The organism is Erythrobacter sp. HI0063, assembly GCF_001635685.1.
Classification (GTDB): Bacteria; Pseudomonadota; Alphaproteobacteria; order Sphingomonadales; family Sphingomonadaceae; genus Qipengyuania.
The window spans coordinates 1-21971 of sequence record NZ_LWFF01000059.1 but is presented as its reverse complement, the minus strand read 5'-3'; the positions used below and the strand labels follow the sequence as shown (position 1 = coordinate 21971).

General features: G+C 62.0%; 21 protein-coding genes. 15 read left to right on the top strand and 6 right to left on the bottom strand.

Annotated elements, in window-relative coordinates:
- Positions 1–1287, bottom strand: a complete 1287-nt coding sequence (locus A3736_RS02450; protein WP_067678731.1) for a phospholipid carrier-dependent glycosyltransferase — start codon at positions 1285–1287, stop codon at positions 1–3.
- Between the two features lie 243 nt (positions 1288–1530).
- On the opposite strand from A3736_RS02450, the gene A3736_RS02445 reads away from it, so the two are divergent.
- Complete coding sequence (locus tag A3736_RS02445; RefSeq protein WP_067678727.1) at positions 1531–1740, top strand: hypothetical protein; 210 nt, start codon at positions 1531–1533, stop codon at positions 1738–1740.
- Between the two features lie 128 nt (positions 1741–1868).
- Positions 1869–3074: a PLP-dependent aspartate aminotransferase family protein gene (locus A3736_RS02440; protein WP_067678724.1), complete on the top strand. Its 1206-nt coding sequence runs from the start codon at positions 1869–1871 to the stop codon at positions 3072–3074.
- 7 nt (positions 3075–3081) lie between these two features.
- Here the strand turns inward: A3736_RS02440 and A3736_RS02435 are convergent, their stop codons facing one another.
- Entirely contained in the window at positions 3082–3507 is a 426-nt protein-coding gene (locus A3736_RS02435) for a DUF6628 family protein (RefSeq protein ID WP_067678721.1), read from the bottom strand.
- Positions 3508–3634: 127 nt separating this feature from the next.
- The gene (locus A3736_RS02430; RefSeq protein ID WP_156501934.1) at positions 3635–3952 is read right to left on the bottom strand and encodes an excalibur calcium-binding domain-containing protein; all 318 of its coding nucleotides are present in this window, start codon (positions 3950–3952) and stop codon (positions 3635–3637) included.
- Positions 3953–4032: 80 nt separating this feature from the next.
- Here A3736_RS02430 and apaG point away from each other — a divergent pair, with 80 nt between their 5' ends.
- A complete protein-coding gene (gene apaG / locus A3736_RS02425; RefSeq protein WP_067678718.1) occupies positions 4033–4431 on the top strand; it encodes a Co2+/Mg2+ efflux protein ApaG in 399 nt (132 codons plus the stop codon).
- A 10-nt stretch (positions 4432–4441) separates the two neighbouring features.
- On the opposite strand, the gene A3736_RS02420 is transcribed toward apaG, so the two are convergent.
- The gene (locus A3736_RS02420) at positions 4442–5998 is read right to left on the bottom strand and encodes a Ppx/GppA family phosphatase (RefSeq protein ID WP_067678715.1); all 1557 of its coding nucleotides are present in this window, start codon (positions 5996–5998) and stop codon (positions 4442–4444) included.
- Positions 5995–8202 (bottom strand): RNA degradosome polyphosphate kinase, encoded by a 2208-nt coding sequence (locus tag A3736_RS02415; RefSeq protein ID WP_156501933.1) that lies wholly within the window; start codon positions 8200–8202, stop codon positions 5995–5997. The genes A3736_RS02420 and A3736_RS02415 overlap by 4 nt, the downstream gene beginning before the upstream one ends.
- A gap of 136 nt (positions 8203–8338) precedes the next feature.
- Between A3736_RS02415 and A3736_RS02410 the strand changes: the two genes are divergently transcribed.
- Complete coding sequence (locus tag A3736_RS02410; protein ID WP_067678754.1) at positions 8339–9136, top strand: LysR family transcriptional regulator; 798 nt, start codon at positions 8339–8341, stop codon at positions 9134–9136.
- 421 nt (positions 9137–9557) lie between these two features.
- Here the strand turns inward: A3736_RS02410 and A3736_RS02405 are convergent, their stop codons facing one another.
- A complete protein-coding gene (locus A3736_RS02405; RefSeq protein ID WP_156501932.1) occupies positions 9558–10259 on the bottom strand; it encodes a hypothetical protein in 702 nt (233 codons plus the stop codon).
- A gap of 412 nt (positions 10260–10671) precedes the next feature.
- Between A3736_RS02405 and A3736_RS16910 the strand changes: the two genes are divergently transcribed.
- The 11 genes from A3736_RS16910 to rpsS all read left to right on the top strand — a co-directional run.
- Positions 10672–13092, top strand: coding sequence for an NACHT domain-containing NTPase (locus A3736_RS16910; protein WP_197465465.1), 2421 nt, complete (start codon positions 10672–10674; stop codon positions 13090–13092).
- Positions 13093–13565: 473 nt separating this feature from the next.
- Positions 13566–13937 carry a 30S ribosomal protein S12 gene (gene rpsL / locus A3736_RS02400; RefSeq protein ID WP_019831557.1) on the top strand — a complete coding sequence of 124 codons (372 nt, stop codon included), beginning with the start codon at positions 13566–13568 and terminating at the stop codon, positions 13935–13937.
- Between the two features lie 154 nt (positions 13938–14091).
- Positions 14092–14562 (top strand): 30S ribosomal protein S7, encoded by a 471-nt coding sequence (rpsG, locus tag A3736_RS02395; RefSeq protein WP_067678709.1) that lies wholly within the window; start codon positions 14092–14094, stop codon positions 14560–14562.
- Between the two features lie 122 nt (positions 14563–14684).
- The gene (gene fusA, locus A3736_RS02390) at positions 14685–16820 is read left to right on the top strand and encodes an elongation factor G (RefSeq protein WP_067678706.1); all 2136 of its coding nucleotides are present in this window, start codon (positions 14685–14687) and stop codon (positions 16818–16820) included.
- Between the two features lie 125 nt (positions 16821–16945).
- Positions 16946–18121, top strand: coding sequence for an elongation factor Tu (gene tuf, locus A3736_RS02385; protein WP_067678703.1), 1176 nt, complete (start codon positions 16946–16948; stop codon positions 18119–18121).
- Between the two features lie 358 nt (positions 18122–18479).
- Positions 18480–18791 carry a 30S ribosomal protein S10 gene (gene rpsJ, locus A3736_RS02380; RefSeq protein WP_061924928.1) on the top strand — a complete coding sequence of 104 codons (312 nt, stop codon included), beginning with the start codon at positions 18480–18482 and terminating at the stop codon, positions 18789–18791.
- A 246-nt stretch (positions 18792–19037) separates the two neighbouring features.
- Complete coding sequence (gene rplC / locus A3736_RS02375) at positions 19038–19919, top strand: 50S ribosomal protein L3 (protein WP_067678700.1); 882 nt, start codon at positions 19038–19040, stop codon at positions 19917–19919.
- A gap of 3 nt (positions 19920–19922) precedes the next feature.
- Positions 19923–20546 carry a 50S ribosomal protein L4 gene (gene rplD / locus A3736_RS02370; protein ID WP_067678697.1) on the top strand — a complete coding sequence of 208 codons (624 nt, stop codon included), beginning with the start codon at positions 19923–19925 and terminating at the stop codon, positions 20544–20546.
- Positions 20539–20856 carry a 50S ribosomal protein L23 gene (locus A3736_RS02365; protein WP_067678694.1) on the top strand — a complete coding sequence of 106 codons (318 nt, stop codon included), beginning with the start codon at positions 20539–20541 and terminating at the stop codon, positions 20854–20856. Before rplD ends, A3736_RS02365 begins: the two co-directional genes overlap by 8 nt.
- A gap of 4 nt (positions 20857–20860) precedes the next feature.
- Positions 20861–21697: a 50S ribosomal protein L2 gene (rplB, locus tag A3736_RS02360; RefSeq protein ID WP_067678691.1), complete on the top strand. Its 837-nt coding sequence runs from the start codon at positions 20861–20863 to the stop codon at positions 21695–21697.
- 6 nt (positions 21698–21703) lie between these two features.
- Positions 21704–21971, top strand: a 268-nt coding sequence (rpsS, locus tag A3736_RS02355) for a 30S ribosomal protein S19 (RefSeq protein ID WP_067678688.1), incomplete at its 3' end; no start/stop codon positions are given.

Genomic DNA, 21971 nt, shown 5'->3' with positions numbered 1-21971 from the left:
CTACTGCCAGCTTTTCAGCCAGGTGTATTCGAGAAACGCCATTTTCCCATCGAGCGGGGCTGCGGACAGGATCGGGTAGAACCAGGCGAACAGCGCCGCGCTGATCGCGAGCGGACCCAATGCCAGCCAGCGCCTGCCGCTCTGCCACAGCGCGTCGAGCGCCAGCGCCAGCGCGGCGAGCAGGAACATGCTCGGCAACAGGTAATGATAATAGAACTGGATGGGCTTGGCTGCCACGATCCAGAAGCCGAGCGTGAGCAGATAGAGCAGCGCGACCGACAGCGCGGCGGGATCGCGCTTTGCCAGACCGCGCCAAAGGCACCAGACGAGCGCGGGCAGGCCCAGCAGCATGGTCAGTGGATTGCCGATCAGCAGAATACCGCGATAGGCGCCATCGACCGGTTCGTAGAGATACCAGATCGCCCGCCAGTTCAGCACCCATTGCCACCACACCGATTGGTAGGGATGGGGCTTCACCACGTTTTCCTGCATTGTCAGCATGGTACGGTGCAGGTCGAGAATGTTGGCAGGTGCGCCCGCGCTGCCGATTGCGCCCTCACTGAAGAGATAGGCTGGCAGATAGGTCGCGGCGTATACCATCAGCGGGAGCAGGCCGAGCCAGAATGCGGCTTCGACCAGCGTGATCCCCGGCACCGGCAGGCCGCGACGGCTGAGGAACAGACGCCGCCGCCCCGCCGCCCAGCGCAGGGCCAGGAAGACGAGACCGGGCACGGGTGCCAGCACCAGCGCGTTCCATTTCGACGCCATGGCGAGGCCCAGCATCACGCCCGCGATCGCAAGGCGTCGGCGCCCCGTCTCCGGCTCGCGCATGGCCGCTACACTTTGCCAGAAGGCGAGCGCGAGGAAGGCGAGATAGAAGATGTCGAGCATCGCGATGCGCGCATTCACGAACAGCAGGAAACCGGTCGCGAGCAGGACGCCATAGGCGAGCGTGGCGAACCGGCTCAGCGTGGCGAACCACAACGCGCGCATGGACGCGAATAGTGCGGCCGTACCGGCCACCACCGGAAGGACGCGCCAGCCCAGGGGAGTGTCGTCGATAACCAGGACGCTCAAGGCCAGCAATTGCTTGGCGAAAGGCGGATGTTCGCGATTGGTGAACTCGCCGAGCGATAGCCACTCGCGCAGGGCGGGAACGTAATGGACCTCGTCGAAATAGGCGATGCTGGGGATTGTCAGCCGCACGCAGCACAGGGCCAGGAATGCGATTGCCAGCAGCGCGCACCAGTCGATGGGATCCTGCGATGCAGTGCGCGCTGATTTCATTCCGGGCCCGGTACGGTCGGCTCGCGCGCTTGACAAGTCCGGTGCTTGCCCCGGATGCTGTCCACCACAGTTGCGTTCCCGCCACAGCTTTTTGCGAAGCGCCCGGATCGCGCAATCAGGCCCGGTGTTGCGTCGGCATCGTGCTATGCTACTCGGAAACCCACCGAACTTTCGGGCCTGTTTGGTGGAAAAAGTCGCAATCGCCCGGTCGCCTTCGATGATCGAAGAAATGGAGAATTTGTAATGAAACGTGCTCTTGCACTCGGCGCAGCCGCAGCCGCCATGATCGCGGCTCCGCTTGCCGCTGCCGATCGCATGTCCGCTCCGGTGGAAAGCGAATCGGAAATCGGCGGTGCGAACCGCGGCCTCCTGCTGGTCGGCGTCGCAGCCGCTCTCGTCACCGTCATCCTCGTCGCCAATGAGGACAATGACGACGAAGCGGTCAGCCCCTGAGGCCTCGGCGTTATGAATAAAGAGGGGCGGGAGGGCGACTTCCCGCCCCTTTTTGCTGCGCCCCCTTTTTATCGTGCGCCCCGCCAGCTTTGTTGCGAGCTGCGGCGCCCTTGCCTAAGCGTGCAGGCATGAAAAAGACCACCGGAACCGACCGCTCGATCACTCAGACCTGGCGCCCCGCCACACAGGCAGTCCGCGGCGGCACCTGGCGGTCGGAACATGGCGAGACCAGCGAGGCGCTGTTTCTCACCTCCGGCTACACCTACGACGATGCGCAGACCGTGGCCGATCGCTTCGCTGGCGAGGCCGAGGGCATGACCTATTCGCGCCTCCAGAATCCGACCGTTGCGATGCTGGAGGAACGGATCGCGCTGCTCGAAGGGGCGGAAGCCTGCCGCGCGCAGGCGAGCGGTATGGCGGCGATGTCGACCGCGCTTCTGTGTCAGCTTTCTGCGGGCGACCATGTCGTCGGCGCGCGCGCGGCTTTCGGTTCGTGCCGCTGGCTGCTCGACAGCCTGCTGCCCCGTTTCGGGATCGAGACGACAGTGGTCGACAGCGCCGATAACGAGGCGTGGGAGCGGGCGATCAGGCCCAACACCAAGGTCTTCTTCTTCGAAACGCCCGCCAATCCGACGCTCGACATCGTGGATATGGATTACGTGTGCCGCCTGGCGAAGGATCGCGGCATCGTGACGGTGGTGGATAACGCCTTTGCCACCAGCGCCTTACAGAAACCGATGGATTTCGGCGCGGACGTGGTCGCGTATTCTGCCACCAAGCTGATGGACGGGCAGGGCCGGGTGCTGGCGGGCGCGGTGTGCGGATCGAAGGAATGGATCGACGAGGTCCTGCTGCCGTTCCAGCGCAACACCGGGCCCAATATCGCGCCGTTCAACGCCTGGGTGGTCTTGAAGGGACTCGAAACGTTGAGCCTGCGCGCGCACAGGCAGAGCGAGAATGCCGTCATGCTCGGCAAGGCAATCGAGGGGCGCAGGCTTGAAATGCGCCACCCCGGCCTTTCCAGCCATCCGCGCCACGCGCTTGCCATGCAGCAGATGGCCGCGACCGGGCCGGTCTTCGCTTTCGATGTCGGCGATCGCGCAACCGCCTTCGCCGTGCTCGACGCGCTGCAGCTCATCGACCTCTCCAACAATATCGGCGATTCGCGCAGCCTGATGTGTCACCCCGCCAGCACGACCCACGCCGGAATGACGGCCGAAGCGCGTGACGAAATGGGCGTGAGCGAGGGGCTTCTGCGGATCAATGTCGGGCTGGAGGATGTCGAGGATCTGATCGAGGATCTCGACCGCGCGCTCGACACGGCGGGGCTGTAACTCCCGGTCAGGCCGGGCAGCAATCGTCGAGCGCTGCGCCAAGCGCGGCGGCGGTCGACCACGCGCGGTTGCAGGGCGCATCGTCTGTCAGCGCGGCATGCGCGGCGAGGCCTTCGCCATCGATCATGGCCAGAATCAGACCCTCGTCGCGCGTCATGCCCGGCGCGCAGCAGGGGGCGAGGCGGATCTTGCGGCGCGAGCTGCCTGCGAGTTCGACTACGAGACTGCGCGCAAGCGTCAGCGGGCGCTGGAAGCCCGATCCGAACGTATCGAGAGCCAGCAGCGCCGCCGAAGCGTCGCGCAATCCGCAGCCGACCATGCGGCGAATCAGCACCATCGCGACGCGCCTTCCGCGGTTCTCCGGCATCGGCAGCACCAGCGCGGTTTCGGGCCGGCCGGGCGCGGGAGCAGGGGTGGGAGCGGCGTTGGACATCGGATCCTCCTTGTTTCGGTCCCACCATAATATGCAAATGCAAATCATTCGCAACAGGTGATCGGACGCAGGAGGCAGTTATTCCCAAGCCAGTTCTGCTTGCAGCCAATCCCGCGGCTTGTCGTAATCAGACTTCGCAGGCGATCCCGTCATCGTCGCGGTCCAGACCGGCGCGATAGCCGGGATCGCCGCGCCGCAGCGGCGCCTTTCCGGCGGCTCGCACGGCGGCGCAATTGGCGTAATAGACGCGCCCGTCGATCGATTGCGCGGTGGCAACCGGCTGTGACGCGCGCCCGCTGCGATGGCAGTGATAGCCGCCCGTCTTGCGATTGTTGTGGCAGCCTTCGCCGTTCAGCCCGCCGGGATGGGCGATGGCCGGTCCGGCCCAGGGGAGAGTGGCCGCTGCCCCGGCAAGGGCCAGCAGTGTGAGGAATGTCCTTCGCATCGGCCGAGCCTAGGCCACGTTTCTTGCCAATTCCCTGCCCGCCCTTGCCCTCGGCGCGTCTATGCCTATTCTGAAGCGCGATGAAATTTCTCTTCCCCCATGCCGCCATCACGCACGACATCACCGTGAGGGTCTCGGTCAATTACATGCCCGAACAATCGCGGCCCGAGGTCGGCAAGTGGTTCTGGGTCTATCACATCCGGATCGAGAACGGATCGGACGAGACCGTGACGCTCAGGCGCCGACACTGGCGGATCACCGATGGCGAAGGGCGGATCAGCATCGTCGATGGCGACGGAGTGGTCGGCGAAGAGCCCACGCTCGCGCCCGGCCAGTCGCACGATTACGTGTCGGGCTGCCCGCTCGAAACGCCGCACGGGTCGATGGAAGGTTTCTACACCTTTCACCGTCAGGACGGATCGCCGATGGAGGTGCGCATCCCCTTCTTCCCGCTCGCTGCGCCCGCGACGACGCATTGAGGCACGGGGACTAGATTCCGGGCGCGTCCGCCTCGGAATCGTCTTCCGGATCGGTGTCGGTCGGCGCGATCTTCAGCTTCGCTTCGAGGCCGAGCCAGGCGGCCAAATTCTCGAAGTCGCGCGTGACCGGATAATGGGCGAGTTCGGCACGCGACGGGTCGATCCGCAGCACAAGTCGCTTTTTCTTGCACTGCAGGCGTGACGCCGCGAGCGCGGGGCGCGATCCGCCGCCGAGCTTGCGCGCCAGCCGAAAGCCGAGCCCCCAGGTCACGGCTTCATGCAAGGTATCGCGATCGGCCAGTGCCAGCAGTCGCTCGGGATAATCGGTCCGCCCGATGCTGGCATGGAGCGCCGCGCAGATCTGGGCGCGTTCGCGCGGCGTGCAGTCGATCCAGCGCTTGTCGAGCGCCCAGGCGATGGCGTGCGACAGTCGCAGATTGGGCTCGACCCGCTGCAAGGCATCGGACAATTGCGCCGCGACCAGCCGCAGGCGCTCGGTATTCGCAGATCCGTCGGAGCGTCCGCCATCGCCCGCCAGATCGACGCTCCAGCCTGCGACCAGAGCCGCATCGGTGATCGCTGCGCCCAGCATGGTCGCGAATTCACTGACGCCCGCAATCAAGGGATCCTTGGCGCGCTGGACGGGATCGAGCCGGTCGAATAGCAGCCCTTCGCGAATGCCCCAGCTGGAAAAGACCAGCTCGTCCGGCTCCAGCGATTTGAGCAGCGGGCGCAGCAGGGCCGCGGCGTCGGGCAGATATTCGGCGCGCATCTGGCTGATGCCGGGGCATTGAGCCAGCTTTTCGGGATCGGCGGAAATCAGCCGCTGCGCCAGCGTGTCGGCCTCTTCAACGTCGAGCCGGAAGCCGTGCGGATCGCTCAAGGGATAATCGCGCCGCATCATCGCATAGGCGGCAAAGGCCCGCCATGTACCGCCGACCATATAGAGCGGGCCGGGATGCGCCGCCGCCCAGCCGACCCGATCGAGCTGCGCGCGCACGCGCTTGGCGAAGCCCTTCTTGTCGGACCGGTCGAGCGCGGGAAGACGCAGAGTACCGAGCGGAAGGCTGGACGCCTGATGGCATTCGCCGTCCACAATCGAGACCAGTTCGAGGCTTCCGCCGCCGAGATCCGCCACCACTCCGCGCGCGCCGGGGAAGGCGCCGATCGCGCCGGTCGCGCTGATCCGTGCTTCTTCCTCGCCCGTCAGCAGGCGCGGTTCGAGGCCGAGTGCGGCGACGGCGGCAAGAAATTCCGGCCCGTTTTCCGCATCGCGCGCCGCCGCCGTGGCAACGGTCTGTATGTCGGTGACGCCGAGATCGTCGAGAATGCGCGCATAGCGGGCGAGCGCGCCGAGCGCCTCGTCGCTGGCCTCTTCGGGTATCCGCCCCGTTTCGGACAGATCGCGCCCGAGCCGTGCGGCCACTTTCTCGTTCCAGACCGTTCGCGGCGCGCGGGGCGATCCTTCGTAGATGACCATACGCACCGTGTTCGATCCGATGTCGATCACTGCGCGCGGCAGGTGGACGATGCGCTTCTCGCGCCGTGTGCCGAACGCTTCGCTCACGATGCGGCCTCCTGCTCGGGATGCTGGCCCAGGCGCAGGCGTGGCACGGCATCGGCTTCCAGCGCCTGGCCGCGACCGGATAGGGAGGGATTGCTCATGAAATAGCGATGGCAGTTGAAGCCTTCCGCTTCCACCCCATCGGTGTCGGCATCGTCCGATCCCATGCGCTCGTACTGGCCGTCGGCATGCAATTCCCAGCTCTGTTCGGTGTCGAGGATGTTGGCCAGCATGACCTGGCCCAGCACCTGATCGTGCACGGTCTTGTTGGTGATGGGCACCATCACCTCCACCCGCCGATCGAGATTGCGGCTCATCGCGTCGGCGCTGGTGATATAGACTTTGGCCTGACGACTGGGCAGCGTCTTGCCATTGGCGAAGGCCCAGATGCGGCCATGTTCCAGAAAGCGCCCGATAATCGATTTGACCTGGATGTTCTCGGACAGGCCGGGAATCCCCGCCTTCAGCGAACAGATGCCGCGCACCACCATGCGGATTTCCACGCCCGCCGCGCTGGCTTCGTAAAGCTTGTCGATCATCCCGCGATTGGTGATCGCGTTGAGCTTGACCCAGATGCCGGACGGCTCACCCGCGCGCGCGGCGGCGATTTCCGCGTCGATCAGCTCGTACAGTTTTTCGCGGATGCCGCCGGGCGATATCGACAGCGCTTCGAGCTTTTCGGGCTCGATATAGCCGGTGACGAAATTGAACAGCCGCGCGGCATCGCGGCCCAGGGCCGGATCGGCGGTAAAGAAACTGAGGTCGGTATAGATCTTGGCGTTGATCGGGTGATAATTGCCCGTGCCGAAATGGCAGTAGGTGCGGTACCCATCTTCTTCGCGGCGGACCACCAGGCTGACCTTGGCGTGGGTCTTCAACTCGGTGAAGCCGTAGATCACCTGCACGCCCGCGCGCTCCAGCTCGCTCGCCCAGCGGATATTGCGCTCCTCGTCGAAGCGGGCCTTCAATTCGACCACGGCGGTCACGGCCTTGCCGTTCTGTGCCGCCTCGACCAGCGCGGAGATCACCGGGGACTGGTCGCCCGCGCGATAGAGCGTCTGCTTGATCGAGACGACATTGGGATCGTTCGCCGCCTGGGCGAGGAAATCGACCACCACGTCGAAACTTTCGAAGGGGTGATGGATGACGATGTCCTTTTCGCGGATGGCGGAAAAGCAATCGCCGTCATGCTCCAGAATGCGCTCGGGATAGCGCGGGCTGAAGGGCGAGAATTTGAGATCGGGGCGCGGCTCGTCGCAGATCGCGTCGAGATTGCGCAGGCCCAGCATCCCTTCGGTCTTCACGATCATGGCGGCATCGACGTCGAATTGTTCGCGCAGCAGCGCTTCTGCCTTGTCGTCGCACTCGTCGTCCAGTTCGAGCAGGACAGCGCGGCCCCGGCGGCGGCGCTGGATCGCGGTGCGGAAATAGCGGACGAGATCCTCGGCCTCTTCCTCCACCTCGATATCGCTGTCCCTCAATACGCGGAAAACCCCGTCGCCCAAGATCTTGAAACCGGGGAAGAGCAGGGTGGCAAAGCGCGTTACCAGCTTTTCGATGGCGATATAGACCGCCTTGTCTCCCGGCACGCGCACGAAACGCGGCGCGCCGCTTGGGATCAGCACCATCTCCATCAGATCCGCCTTGCGCTTGCCGCGCTTCAGGCGAAAGATGAGGCCCAGCCCCATGGTCTGGACGAAGGGGAAGGGGTGGCTCGGATCGATCGCCTGCGGCGTGATCAGAGGAAGGATATCGGTGGTGAAATACTCTTCCGCCCATTTTGCCTGCTCTTCGTCGAGCTGGTCGGTATCGGCGATGAGGATGCCTGTTTCCGCCAGGAGATCGCGCAAGGCGAGCAGGCTGCGCTGCTGGCGATCCTCCAGCTTCAGCACCTGTTCGCGGATCGCGTTCAATTGCTGGCGCGGGGTGCGCCCATCGATCGCATGCGTATCGATCCCGCGCGTCATCTGCCCTTCCAGCCCCGCGATGCGCACCATGGTGAATTCGTCGAGATTGCTGGCGGAGATCGACAGGAAGCGCAGGCGTTCGAGCAGCGGATAGGCCGGGTTCTCGGCCTCTGCCAGCACGCGGCGGTTGAAGCTCAGCCAGGACAATTCGCGGTTGGTGTAACGTTCCGCCGCCTCGTCCAGCGTCACGGGCGTCGCCGAAGCGGTGTCCGAGGTGTCGACGGGGTCGGAGGCGTTCATCGGCGTATCGTCCATCTGCTCGGCGCTAGAGGCGCTGTGCTACGGAAATGTGGCAGAGGTATCGCCCTGTCAAACCGTTCGCTTGGAAATGCTCGCATATTGCGCGAGCGCGCCGCTCTGCCTATTCGCTGGCTCCATGAAGCGCACCCACCTGCCCCTGAACGCCCTGCGCGTCTACGACGCGGCCGCCCGGCACCTCTCCTTCACCCGCGCCGCGGACGAGCTGGCGGTGACGCCCGCCGCCGTCGGCCAGCAGATCAGGGCGCTGGAGGACCATCTCGGCACGGTCCTGTTCCGCCGCACCAGCAAGGGGCTGGAGCTGACGGCGGAAGGCGCCGCCGGGCTCGATCCCTTGCGCGAAGGGTTCCTGAAATTCGAAGAAAGCGTCAGCGCGATGCAGGCGGGGCAGGCGAGCGACAGCTACACTATCGCCGTCCCGCGCGAATTCTACGCCCAGTGGCTCGCCCCCCGGCTGGCGGAATTCGGCGCCGACAAGCCGGAGACGCGCTTTACCTTCGTCGCGGACGAGCATGCCGACTTCACCGAAGCCAATCTCGACTGCGCGATCCGGCTGGTGGACGGGCCGGGCGATCTCGAAGGCGTGGAACTCGCCCCCGCCGCGCGGATGACCGTGGCCCGCGCCGAAGCGCATGGCGGCGCGCCGGACCGCTGGATCGACTGGGGCGTGGCGCTGCCGGAAGGCGAGAGCGCGGCGATCACCGTCTCGAACGCCGGACAGGCCCTGTCGAGCGCGCTGGCCGGGCTGGGCCGGGCGATGCTGCCCGAATTGCTGGTGAAGGATGCGGTCGAGGATGGCCGCCTCGAAGCGCTCGCCGGGCCGGAACCGGGCCGCCGGGCCTACTGGCTGGTTGCGCCCACGCCGCAATGGCGGACGCGCAAGGTGAAGAGCCTGGTGGATTTTTTGAGTAGTTGAGTTTGTGTTTCGAACTCGCCTCCGCGAGTTGGTGGGCCGTCGGCCCGTCTGCGACTCCCTCGGTGCTGTTCCCTCCGCTTCGCTCCGGGGCACCTGCGGGGCGCGCCGTGCGCTTGCGGTCCGCTGGTCGCGGACCGGACCATTCCCGGCCTGAAGGCATGGCGGCGGAGCTCGGTCGGCGACCAGCCGACCGCAAGGGCGACCGCCCGCCCGGAGCGACCGCAGGGAGCGAGGACATCGCGCGCCGGATGGCGTGCGCAAAACAAGAAACGCTCGGTCGGCGACCAGCCGACCGCAAGGCCGACTGGCCGCCCGCAGCGACCGCAGGGAGCGAGGACATCGCGCGCCGGATGGCGTGCGCAAAACAAAAAACCTCAACGCTAGCTCTTGGCACCCGCGCTCTCGGCCTGGTCCCTGAAACCTACTCCGCGCTCTCGGCCCGGTCCCCCGAAGCCAAGGCCAAGCCCTCCGCAAGGCCCTCCTCGCGCCCTTCGCTTCTGGCCCGCGCCAGCAGCTCGTCAAGCTCCGCGCGGTGGCGGATTGCGCCGGACATTTCCTCTAGGATTTCGGCCCGGATGCGTTCGTACAAGGGATGGCCGGCGGTGACGTGCGCCGCGTATTTGTCCGGGCGGCGGTTGCGAAGGAAGAACATCACCAGCGCCTCGTTGTGCTTGGTGCCGTAGCTCATCATCCCGCCATCGGGCATGGCCTTCCAGACCGGCGTGCCCTCGATCGCGCGGGCGAGGGCGCTGTGTTCGAGATGGTCGACCCCGCGCTCCACCGCCGCGTCCCAGGCATTGGCGAAGCCTTCCGCGCCGGGCCGGGCGCGCAGCTTGTAGAGCGCCTCCATGCTCCGCCCGATATGCCGCGCCGCCTTGCTGACGATGCCGGTGGCGGCGAGATGGGCGATGAAGGCGCGCTGCTTGTCGGGCGTGATCGAATTGCGGCGCGGTTGCTTGTGAATGAAGGGCGCAAAGCCGAGCAACGGATCGTCCGCCCCCGGCTCCGGCCCGACGAAAGCGACGGCGGAGGTCGCCTGCCGCGCAATGGCGCGAGTGGGGGTGAGAAGGGTGGGTTTGGAAGGGTGTTCGTGTTTCGAGGAGTTTTTGTGTTCCGAGCCCACCTCCGTGGGTCCGTCCTCGGTGCTATTCGCGCGTCTTCGCGATGCGGCACCTGCGGGGCGCGCTGTGCGCTTGCGGGCGCTCACGCGCCCGTCTCCGGGCCGAGATTACAGGGGTAGGAAAAGCCCGGTCCGCGACCAGCGGACCGCAAGGCCGACTGGCCGCCCGGAGCGCTTTGCGCGGAGGCAGCCAAGGCGGACGGACGTCCGCCGCCCGGCGCTTGAGGGGCTAAACAAACGAATCCCTCTGCAGGGCTAAACGAGGACTCGGAGACGAAGCGGGGAGGGGTGTGGTCTAGCATGACCACGCTCAGATTGCAGATTTTACCCGTGTAGGAAAATTGATTCCTCTTCCCATCTCTTTAAAATTGGAACACCAAGGTGTTTAATGCTGCAACTTAGCAATGGACCTCAGATGGAAAATCCCGGTGATGCTTTACGCGACATGGCGGCCAAGTTATTATCTGCACGTTATGGTGGTGCGACGATTGAAAAACGCGTTATTGGGAAGAAGGTTGACGTATTTTTCGAAATAGAAAGTTTTGGCAAGAAGACAAGAATATTCGTAGAGGCTAAGGACTATGAAAAACCTTTAAGGAGGTCCCAGATTAGCAAAATTTGGAGTGATTATTCTGGAATAATCAATGGCAATAATCCAGCTTTACTTCTGATAGTTACTAGAAATGGGTTAACCACCGACGCTGACGCTTACGTAAGCGACGAGCAGAACCAAATTCGGCACCAAACGATAAGGCAGATTGAAAATGATGCTCTTGGTTTGGAAGGCTATATAGAATCGCAGGTGAAAGTTTTTGAAGAGGATGGACTTAGCGATTATTATATTCCTGCACGTGCGCTCAAAATAAATTACAGTGAAGATCAAATCCGAAATTACGGGCCTGAAATTGACGCGTTTAATGAGATAACAGAATGGATAGACGGTAAGACGTCAACGCCGATCGCAATCTTGGCCGGTTACGGGGCAGGTAAATCGAGCTTGGCAAAGAGGTTAATGGCCTATCAAAGTGGTCGAGCGCTAAATGACAATGATTCTCGACGTCCTATCTTAATACGTCTTGGCGGTCTTACTCGTTATTCGAGTATAGAAGGTCTTCTCGGTGGCACGTTCACGAGCGAATTTCCTACACCAAATTTTAACTTTCAGGTCTTTGTCAAACTGAATAAACTCGGTCGTATCCTTATCATCCTCGATGGCTTCGATGAGATGAAGCATGCTATGTCTTGGGTCGATTTTAAAAATCAAATTAGAGACCTTAACAGGCTGATTGACGGCGATTCAAGGGTGATACTTCTTGGAAGACCAACAGCTTTTTTATCACTTGAGGAGCAGCTTTTTGTACTCCGCGGAGTAAGGAGGTTTGGCACACAAAATCGTCATGACATCGATTGGCCCCAATTTGCTGAGTTCGAGCTTTGTGAATTTAACGCCGAAGAGGTCTCGCTATTTATTAAAAAATATTTAAGTTATAAGCTGAAGAGGCTGAATGTCGGCGATTCAACAGTCGGCGAGAGAATTGAGGAGGTGCAAGAGATAACCTCTATAGATACAAAGCTTTTCGCGAAGCCTGTCCATCTTAAAATACTCGTTGATCTTGCTGCTGATATTAAGGTCAATCTTGAAAGAATTTCTGGCGGCGTAACGCGATGGGCGCTCTATGAAATGTTTTTTGCTGAGTTATCCGATCGCGAGGCGGCGAAAGAGGCGCGCAGGCCTCTATCCTCGAATAATCGATTAACCTTCCTGCGAGAATTGGCTTATTGGCTTTGGTCAAGTAAGGATGGGCAAATTTCCTTCCAAGTCGAAGACCTACCGCAAGAGCTATTTGAGTTCAGCGGTTATGATTTTGTTTCGCATGATGTTGCAGCAAGAGAGTTCCTAACTGGGGCATTCATCGAAAAAAAGGATGGCGATACCTACTTTTTCGGCCATCGTTCTTTCGCTGAATTCTTAGTTGCTCAGTATATGGTTTGCACCCCGCCGCGGGGAGCGGCATATTCCTATTATTCTCGTCTTATAGTCGATGGTGTCGCGCAATTCATTGCAGATCATGATAGCCCCCAAGTATTTGATGGTTGGGTAGAAAATATAAGCTCTGCTAGCAGAATGATTAATCTCGAATTTCTTAGTTTTCTCCAATTGAAGGTTTCTGAGGAGTTTGATTTGCGGAAAAGATTGCCGCAAAATTCAGCGCTATCCGAGTTATATAAGATATATGTTCCGGACACGAAGCAGTTGCGAAGCGGAGTTGCTCCGGAATTAGACGAAAAATTTTGGGAAAAGCTCGATCAAAGTTTCCGAACGGTTCCAGTCTCAATCTTGGGTCAACTGGTTCATTTCTATTTACAGGCCTCTGGTCGTTTTAAGCAAAATGACGACGTTTCGATTGCCTCAAAATTTGCGGGAGTCCTTCTCGAAAGGGTGTTTAAGACAGCAGAACTTGATCCTAACGCGCGGAAATCGTTCGTCGAAATTGCGTACGATGACGATCGAAAACTTGCGGTGGAGTGTATTGGCCCTATTCGTGAGCGATCTGACGGCCGTTATCTTTCGTTCTTTTGGGAGCCTCTATTGGACTGGGGGCATTCTAATCGTAATAACCGAGTTGTAGTTAGTTCAAGAGAGCTAACTGACGGTGCAGCGGTTCCGATTGAAATCCGACTGCCGTGGACAAATATTCTTGCTTTCATCGATTCTGAAGTTCGCGAGAAGGTAATAGAGCACTTTCGTCGATCGCCATCTATGTCTGATGTCGTTACGAAACAAATGAGGTCTCGGAAGGCCATTCGAAAAGGTCGCGATCGGCCCCGCCCTTGACCCAACCGACATCCCCCGCTAAGCGCGCCTCCATCCGGTGTAGGACTCGTCCAACGCCGGTCAGATAGAGCTGAACATTGCCGGTCATGTCCCGGGGGCCAGTCGCCAGGTGCGGCGTGGCTCTTTTCTATTGGGTTCCAGGCCTCGACGCGATCCCGGTTTTTACCGGGTGACGACGGGGGAGGGCTCGGGGCAGCCGTCAGAGTAACCCGGTGGCCGTGTGGGCCGGGGGTGGAGCGTTTCAGGCTCGTGCGTAGATCGTCCGCTTGGCGGATGGTCCCGGTTCGCTGGATTTCCGCCTTCGCGGGAATGGCGGCGACAGGCACGAACCCGATACAATCCGACCCCGTCCGCTAGTCGCTGCCGACCCTGACCCTTCAGGGAAAGTGGGAACCGGTTTCCCGCCCGGAAGGGTCAGCCCGAATGGGCATCTTCGCCCATTCGGAAAAAACAGGTGAAGAGAAAGAACTCACATGCCGACAATCAACCAGCTGGTCCGCAAGGGCCGCGAACCGCAGAAGGCCAAGTCCAAGGTCCCTGCGATGGAGCAGAACCCGCAGAAGCGCGGCGTCTGCACGCGCGTCTATACGACGACTCCGAAGAAGCCGAACTCGGCTCTGCGCAAGGTGGCCAAGGTGCGCCTGACCAACCAGCGCGAAGTCATCTCCTACATCCCCGGCGAAGGCCACAACCTCCAGGAACACAGCGTCGTGCTGATCCGCGGCGGCCGTGTGCGCGACCTTCCCGGCGTGCGCTATCACGTCCTTCGCGGCGTGCTCGATACGCAAGGGGTCAAGGACCGCAAGCAGAGCCGTTCCAAGTACGGCGCCAAGCGTCCGAAGTAAGGTTTAGCGCGGGTCCGGCTCCGGACCGCTCCCCCTCCCGGCTACCCTTCGCGGTAGTTTTTGGGTGGCCGGGAGGGGGAGTGGGCTGGTGCCGCAGGACGCTCACGCCAAGAAATTTGGTGAGGTGAGCGGCCACTCCGAAGGAGTTAGAAATATGTCACGTCGTCGTCGCCCAGAGAAGCGCGAAATCCTGCCGGATCCCAAGTTCGGGGATCAGGTCCTGTCGAAGTTCATGAACAACCTCATGCTGGACGGCAAGAAAGCCGTCGCCGAAGGCATCGTCTACACCGCGCTCGACGTGGTGGAAACGAAGGCCAAGGCCAATCCGGTCGAGCTGTTCCATGCCGCGCTCGACAACATCAAGCCGCAGGTCGAGGTGCGTTCGCGCCGCGTCGGCGGTGCGACCTATCAGGTCCCGGTCGAAGTGCGCCCCGAGCGTGCCCAGGCTCTCGCCATCCGCTGGCTGATCACCGCCGCACGCGGTCGCCCGGAAACCACCATGTCGGCGCGCCTGTCGGGCGAGCTGATGGATGCGGCCAACAATCGCGGCAACGCGGTCAAGAAGCGGGAAGACACCCACCGCATGGCCGACGCGAACCGCGCGTTCTCGCACTACCGCTGGTAGAGCGTTCGGTTTGAAGGCCGGGGCGGTGCGTCCCGGCCTTCAACCTGTCACATTAAATCCTACATAGGGGGCAGTGCTCGCTCGTCCCCCGACCACCCTCTCGCATTCACGAGGAATTCCACATGGCCCGCGACTATCCGCTGGAGCGCTATCGCAATATCGGCATCATGGCCCACATCGATGCCGGCAAAACCACCACGACCGAACGCATCCTCTATTACACCGGCAAGTCCTACAAGATCGGCGAAGTGCATGACGGCGCCGCGACCATGGACTGGATGGAGCAGGAGCAGGAGCGCGGCATCACCATCACGTCCGCCGCGACGACCACGTTCTGGACCGCCGAAGACGCGACCATGGACCCGCGCTCGGACCCCGAAGCGCTGCGCGCCGACCAGCCCAAGCATCGCATCAACATCATCGACACCCCCGGCCACGTCGACTTCACCATCGAAGTCGAACGCTCGCTGCGCGTACTCGACGGTGCCGTCGCAGTATTCGACGGTGTCGCCGGAGTAGAGCCGCAGTCCGAAACAGTATGGCGCCAGGCCGACAAGTACGGCGTGCCCCGGATGTGCTTCATTAATAAGTTGGACCGCACCGGCGCCGACTTTTATTACTGCGTCAAGTCGATCGTTGATCGACTTGGTGCTACGCCGCTCGTCCTTTATCTTCCGATCGGTGCCGAAAGCGATCTCAAGGGCGTTGTCGACCTTGTCAACATGCGCGGCATCGTGTGGCAGGCCGAAGATCTTGGCGCCAAGTACGAATTCGTCGACATCCCCGAAGACCTCGCCGACAAGGCCGCGGAATATCGCGAGCAACTGGTCGAGATGGCGGTCGAGCAGGACGACGACGCGATGGAAGCCTATCTCGAAAGCGGTGAGGCGCCCGACGCGGCAACGCTCAAGAAGCTGATCCGCAAGGGCACCATGGCGCGTGCCTTCGTTCCCGTGCTGTGTGGCTCGGCCTTCAAGAACAAGGGCGTCCAGCCCCTGCTCGACGCGGTTGTCGACTACATGCCGTCGCCGCTCGACGTTCCGGCGATCAAGGGCGTCCTGCCCGACAGCGACGTGGAAGAAACCCGTCCGTCGAGCGATGACGAGCCGTTCTCGGCCCTCGCGTTCAAGATCATGAACGATCCGTTCGTCGGCTCGCTCACCTTCACGCGCATCTATTCCGGCAAGCTTTCCAAGGGTTCGGTTCTGAACTCGGTGAAGGACAAGAAGGAAAAGGTCGGCCGCATGTTGCTGATGCATTCCAACAACCGCGAGGACATCGAAGAAGCATTCGCTGGCGACATCGTTGCGCTGGCGGGCATGAAGGACACGACCACGGGCGACACGCTGTGCGACCCGGCCAAGCCGATCATTCTCGAGCGCATGGAGTTCCCGGACCCCGTGATCGAGCTTTCGGTGGAACCGAAGACCAAGGCCGACCAGGAAAAGATGGGCGTCGCGCTCAATCGTCTGGCCGCCGAGGATCCCAGCTTCCGCGTCAGCACCGACCACGAATCGGGCCAGACGATCATCAAGGGCATGGGCGAGCTTCACCTCGACATCCTCGTCGATCGCATGAAGCGCGAGTTCAAGGTCGAAGCCAATGTCGGCGCACCGCAGGTGGCGTATCGCGAATATCTCGGCCGCGAAGTCGAAGTGACCTACACCCACAAGAAGCAGTCGGGTGGTTCGGGTCAGTTCGGTGAGGTCAAAGTCGTGGTCACCCCCGGTGAGCGCGGCGAGGGCGTCACCTTCGACGACCAGATCAAGGGCGGTAACATTCCGCGCGAATACATCCCGGCGATCGAGAAGGGCATGCGCGAGCAGGCCGAAAGCGGCCATCTGGTCGGCTTCCCGATCATCGACTTCGCGATCCGGCTGGTCGATGGTAAGTACCACGACGTTGACTCGAGCGCGATCGCGTTCGAAATCGCCGGTCGCGGTGCGATGCGCGAAGTGGCCCAGAAGGCCGGCATCAAGCTGCTGGAACCGATCATGAAGGTGGAAGTCGTGACCCCCGAGGACTATCTCGGCGACGTCATCGGCGATCTGAACAGCCGTCGTGGGCAGATCCAGGGCACCGACAGCCGCGGTAACGCGCAGGCGGTCGAGGCGAACGTGCCGCTCGCGAACATGTTCGGCTACGTCAACGAACTGCGCTCGTTCACGCAAGGTCGTGCGCAGTACTCGATGCAGTTCAGCCACTACGACGAAGTCCCCGCCAACGTGGCGGCGGAAGTTAAGGAAAAGCTCGCCTGACGGCGAATGGGGTAAACGAGTAGCTTGCTTAAGGCGAGCGATACAGCTAGGGGCGGCGCCTGTTTCGGCGGGTGCCGTCTCTCTCCCCCGCAGAGATTCAATCTTAGACAGAGGTTAAGAGTACAATGGCGAAGGAAAAATTCGAGCGGAACAAGCCGCACTGCAACATCGGCACCATCGGTCACGTCGACCACGGCAAGACCACGCTGACCGCCGCGATCACCAAGGTCCAGGGTTCGGCCGTCGATTTCGCCAACATCGACAAGGCCCCCGAGGAGCGTGAGCGTGGTATCACCATCTCGACCGCGCACGTGGAATACGAAACCGACGCGCGTCACTACGCGCACGTCGACTGCCCGGGCCACGCCGACTACGTGAAGAACATGATTACCGGTGCTGCCCAGATGGACGGCGCGATCTTGGTGGTGAACGCCGCCGACGGCCCCATGCCGCAGACGCGTGAGCACATCCTGCTCGCTCGCCAGGTCGGCGTGCCGCAGCTCGTCGTGTACCTCAATAAGGTCGACCAGGTCGATGACGAGGAACTGCTCGAGCTGGTCGAACTCGAAGTTCGCGAACTGCTGAGCGAATACGGCTTCGACGGTGACGAAATCCCCGTCGTCAAGGGTTCGGCTCTGGCCGCTCTCGAAGGCCGCGACGAAGAAATCGGCGAAAAGTCGATCAAGGAACTGATGGACGCTGTCGACAGCTACATCCCGCAGCCGGAACGCCCGGTCGATCAGAGCTTCCTGATGCCGATCGAAGACGTGTTCTCGATCTCGGGTCGCGGTACCGTCGTCACCGGCCGTGTCGAAACCGGCGTTGTGAACGTTGGCGACGAAGTCGAAATCGTCGGCATCAAGGACACGCAGAAGACCACCGTCACCGGCGTGGAAATGTTCCGCAAGCTGCTCGATCGCGGTGAAGCCGGCGACAACATCGGCGCCCTGATCCGTGGTGTCGGCCGTGAAGCCGTCGAGCGTGGCCAGGTCCTCGCGAAGCCGGGTTCGGTTACGCCGCACACCGAATTCAGCGCCGAAGTTTACGTGCTGTCGAAGGATGAAGGTGGCCGTCACACGCCGTTCTTCGCCAACTACCGCCCGCAGTTCTACTTCCGCACCACCGACGTGACCGGCGAAGTGATCCTTCCCGAAGGCACCGAAATGGTGATGCCGGGCGACAACGTGACCATCTCGGTCAAGCTGATCGCACCGATCGCCATGGACGAAGGTCTGCGTTTCGCAATCCGCGAAGGCGGCCGTACCGTCGGCTCGGGCGTCGTGGCCAACATCACGAAGTAAGCGCGCTAGCGGCTTCCTCCCGTTGGAGGGGCTGTAAGCTTAGAAACGTGGGCCCGGTTTCCCGTCAGGGAGGCCGGGCCTCGTTTTATGGAGGCGCGATTTGCGATCCCAGACTGGCGAGCGGCACGGTTCGTCGCATCGAGACGTCTGGGTCGAAAATCGACCGGATTAGGGGGTTGTCAGCCAACCGCCTTCCCCGTATATGCGCGCCTCCAGCAGGGGATTCGTCCCTTGCTTCACCAATTTCACGAGGCCGTCCGTTCCGGGAAACCGGGCTAAAGCGAGGCAGGCCTTTGTTTTTGGGGATAACCCGGACACTTCGGGAAAGTCCCTTGGCTCTTTCGCATCGGTATAGGTAATGGAAGCTCAGAACATCCGCATCCGCCTCAAGGCGTTCGATCACCGCGTTCTCGACCAGGCGACTGGCGAAATCGCAGAAACCGCACGTCGCACGGGTGCTCTGATTCGCGGGCCCATTCCCATGCCGACGCGTATCGAGAAGTTCACCGTGAACCGCGGCCCGCACATCGACAAGAAGTCGCGCGAGCAGTTCGAGGTGCGCACCTATAAGCGGCTGCTGGACATTGTGCAGCCGAACGCCCAGACGGTCGACGCGCTGATGAAGCTCGACCTTGCTGCGGGCGTGAACGTCGAAATCAAGCTCGCCTAAGCGAGGGGTTTCCGTCCTGCCGGAAGGACGCTAAGCGCACCGGATAGTTAAGGGCCCCCGAAGGCCCGTCTCGCCGCGAGGCCAGACAAGACATCGGGATACCGCCGGATTTCATCTGGGCCTGCGTCCCCCGTCTCGCTCTTCCCTAGGGGAGGGCAGTTCAGCCCGGACGGGGCGATGCATCGAAAAACGGGCTGACACGCACTTCGGATTTCGCCGATGTGCCTCTGTGAAGGAGTTTTGACGATGCGCACCGGCGTGATCGCAAAGAAAGTCGGGATGACCCGCCTGTTCCAAGAGGATGGACGTCACGTTCCCGTGACCGTTCTCGCTCTTGAGAACTGCCAGGTTACCGCTCACCGCACGGGCGACCGGGATGGCTATTTCGCTGTTCAGCTCGGCGCGGGTGAAGCCAAGCAAAAGAACGTCAACAAGCCGCAGCGCGAAGCTTTCGCCAAGGCGGATGTCGGCCTGAAGATGAAGGTCGCGGAATTCCGCGTTGAGAGCGAAGACGGGCTTCTGCCGGTCGGTGCACGCATCTCCGCCGAACATTTCATCGCAGGCCAGAAGGTCGACATCACCGGTCACACGCAGGGCAAGGGCTTCGCCGGCGCCATGAAGCGTTGGGGCTTCGGTGGTCTTCGTGCCACGCACGGCGTCTCGCTCAGCCACCGTTCGCACGGTTCGACGGGTAACCGCCAGGATCCGGGCCGCGTGTTCAAGGGCAAGAAGATGGCCGGCCACATGGGCGACCGTCAGCGCACCCAGCAGAACCTCGAAATCGTGCGCACCGACGCCGATCGCGGCCTGCTCTTCGTCAAGGGCTCGGTGCCCGGCGCGAAGAACAGCTGGATGCTCGTTCGCGACGCCGTGAAGGTGAAGCATGAAGACCTTCCGTTCCCGGGCGTGATGTATCGTAATCGCGACGAGTTCGAGCACCAGGAAGCGGATGCCGGTCTCATCGAGAGCGCTGCCGAAAGCAGCGTGAACCCCGAGGTCTCCGCCGAGCAGCAGGAAAAGCTTCTGCAGCAGCAGGATGCGGGTGCGGATGCCGATATCGGCGCCGCCGAAGACAACAGCACCACGCCGAGCGTCGACAAGGACGCCGGCGAGAACAAGGAGGGCTGATCCGTGAAGGTGAAGGTCCAGAAAATCGACGGCAAGGCCGCTGGCGACGTCGAGCTCAACGACGACGTGTTCGGGGTCGAGCCGCGCGCCGACATCCTGCATCGCGTCGTGACGTGGCAGCTCGAAAACCGCCGCGGTACTGCCCGCCCGACGCGCGAGCGTTCGGACGTGGCGCGCACCGGCAAGAAGTTCGGCCCCCAGAAGGGTTCGGGCGGCGCTCGTCACGGCGATCGCGGCGCTCCGATCTTCATCGGCGGCGGCAAGGCCCATGGTGCGCGCAAGCGTGACTTCAACCAGTCGCTGAACAAAAAGGTTCGTGCGCTTGGCCTGAAGATGGCTCTGTCCAGCAAGGCGAAAGACGGCCTCATCGTCGTCGACAGCCTCGAGCTGAGCGATGCGAAGACCAAGGCGCTCAAGGCCCAGTTCGACAGCAATGGCTGGAACGGCAAGGTCCTGTTCGTCGATGGCGACGCAGTGAACGACGGTTTCAAGAAGGCCGCACGCAACCTGCCGGGCATCAACGTGCTGCCGGCCATGGGTGCCAACGTTTACGACATCCTGAAGCACGACACGCTGGTCCTTACCAAGGACGCGGTCGAAAAGCTGGAGGCCCGTTTCAATGGCTAAGCAGGACATCGATGCACGTCACTACGACGTGATCCTCTCGCCGCACATCACCGAGAAGTCGACCATGGCTTCGGAGCACAACGCGGTTGTGTTCAAGGTTGCGGGCGGCGCGACCAAGCCGCAGATCAAGGAAGCGGTGGAAGCGATCTATTCCGGCCAGAAGGCCAAGGTCGTCGCTGTCAACACGATCAACGTGAAGGGCAAGACCAAGCGCTGGAAGGGCAAGCCCTACAAGCGCAACGACGTGAAGAAGGCGATCGTTACCCTCGCGGAAGGGTCGATGATCGACATCACGGAAGGTGTGAGCTGATCCCATGGCACTGAAGAATTACAATCCGACGAGCCCCGCGCGCCGCGGCCTCATCCTCGTCGACAAGTCCGGCCTGTACAAAGGCAAGCCGGTCAAGTCGCTCACGGAAGGCAAGCGCAAGACGGGCGGCCGCAACAACAAGGGTCACAAGACCTCGCGCGGCATGGGTGGCGGTCACAAGCAAAAGTACCGCTTCATCGACTTCAAGCGTCGCAAGTGGGACGTCGAAGGCACTGTCGAGCGGATCGAATACGATCCCAATCGGACCGCCTTCATCGCTCTCGTGAGCTACGCCGATGGCGAGCAGGCCTACATCATCGCTCCGCAGCGTCTCGCTGTCGGCGACAAGGTCGTGGCTGGTGAGAAGACCGATACCAAGCCTGGCAACGCCATGCTTCTGGGTCAGATGCCGGTCGGCACGATCTGCCACAATGTGGAGATGAAGCCGGGCAAGGGCGGGCAGATCGCTCGTTCCGCAGGAGCCTACGTTCAGCTGGTCGGTCGCGACCGCGGCATGGTCATCGTGCGTCTCAACAGCGGCGAGCAGCGTTACCTGCGTGCCGACTGCATGGGCACCGTTGGCGCCGTGTCGAACCCCGACAACCAGAACCAGAACCTGGGCAAGGCCGGCCGCCGTCGCTGGATGGGCGTCAAGCCGCTGACGCGCGGTGTCGCCAAGAACCCGGTCGACCACCCGCATGGTGGTGGTGAAGGCCGGACCTCGGGCGGCCGTCACCCGGTCACTCCGTGGGGCAAGCCCACCAAGGGCGCCCGTACGCGCAACAACAAGCAGACGGACAAGATGATCATCCGTTCGCGCCACGCGAAGAAGAAGAGGTAAGCGCACATGGCACGTTCCGTCTGGAAGGGTCCGTTCGTGGAACTCAGCCTTCTCAAGAAGGCAGAAACCGCGCAGGATGCGAGCAGCACCAAGCCGATCAAGACCTGGTCGCGGCGCAGCACGATCCTCCCGCAATTCGTCGGCCTGACGTTCAACGTCTACAATGGCCACAAGTTCATCCCGGTCTCCGTTTCGGAAGAGATGGTCGGCCACAAGCTCGGTGAATTCGCGCCCACGCGCACCTTCCCGGGTCACGCCGCCGACAAGAAGGGCA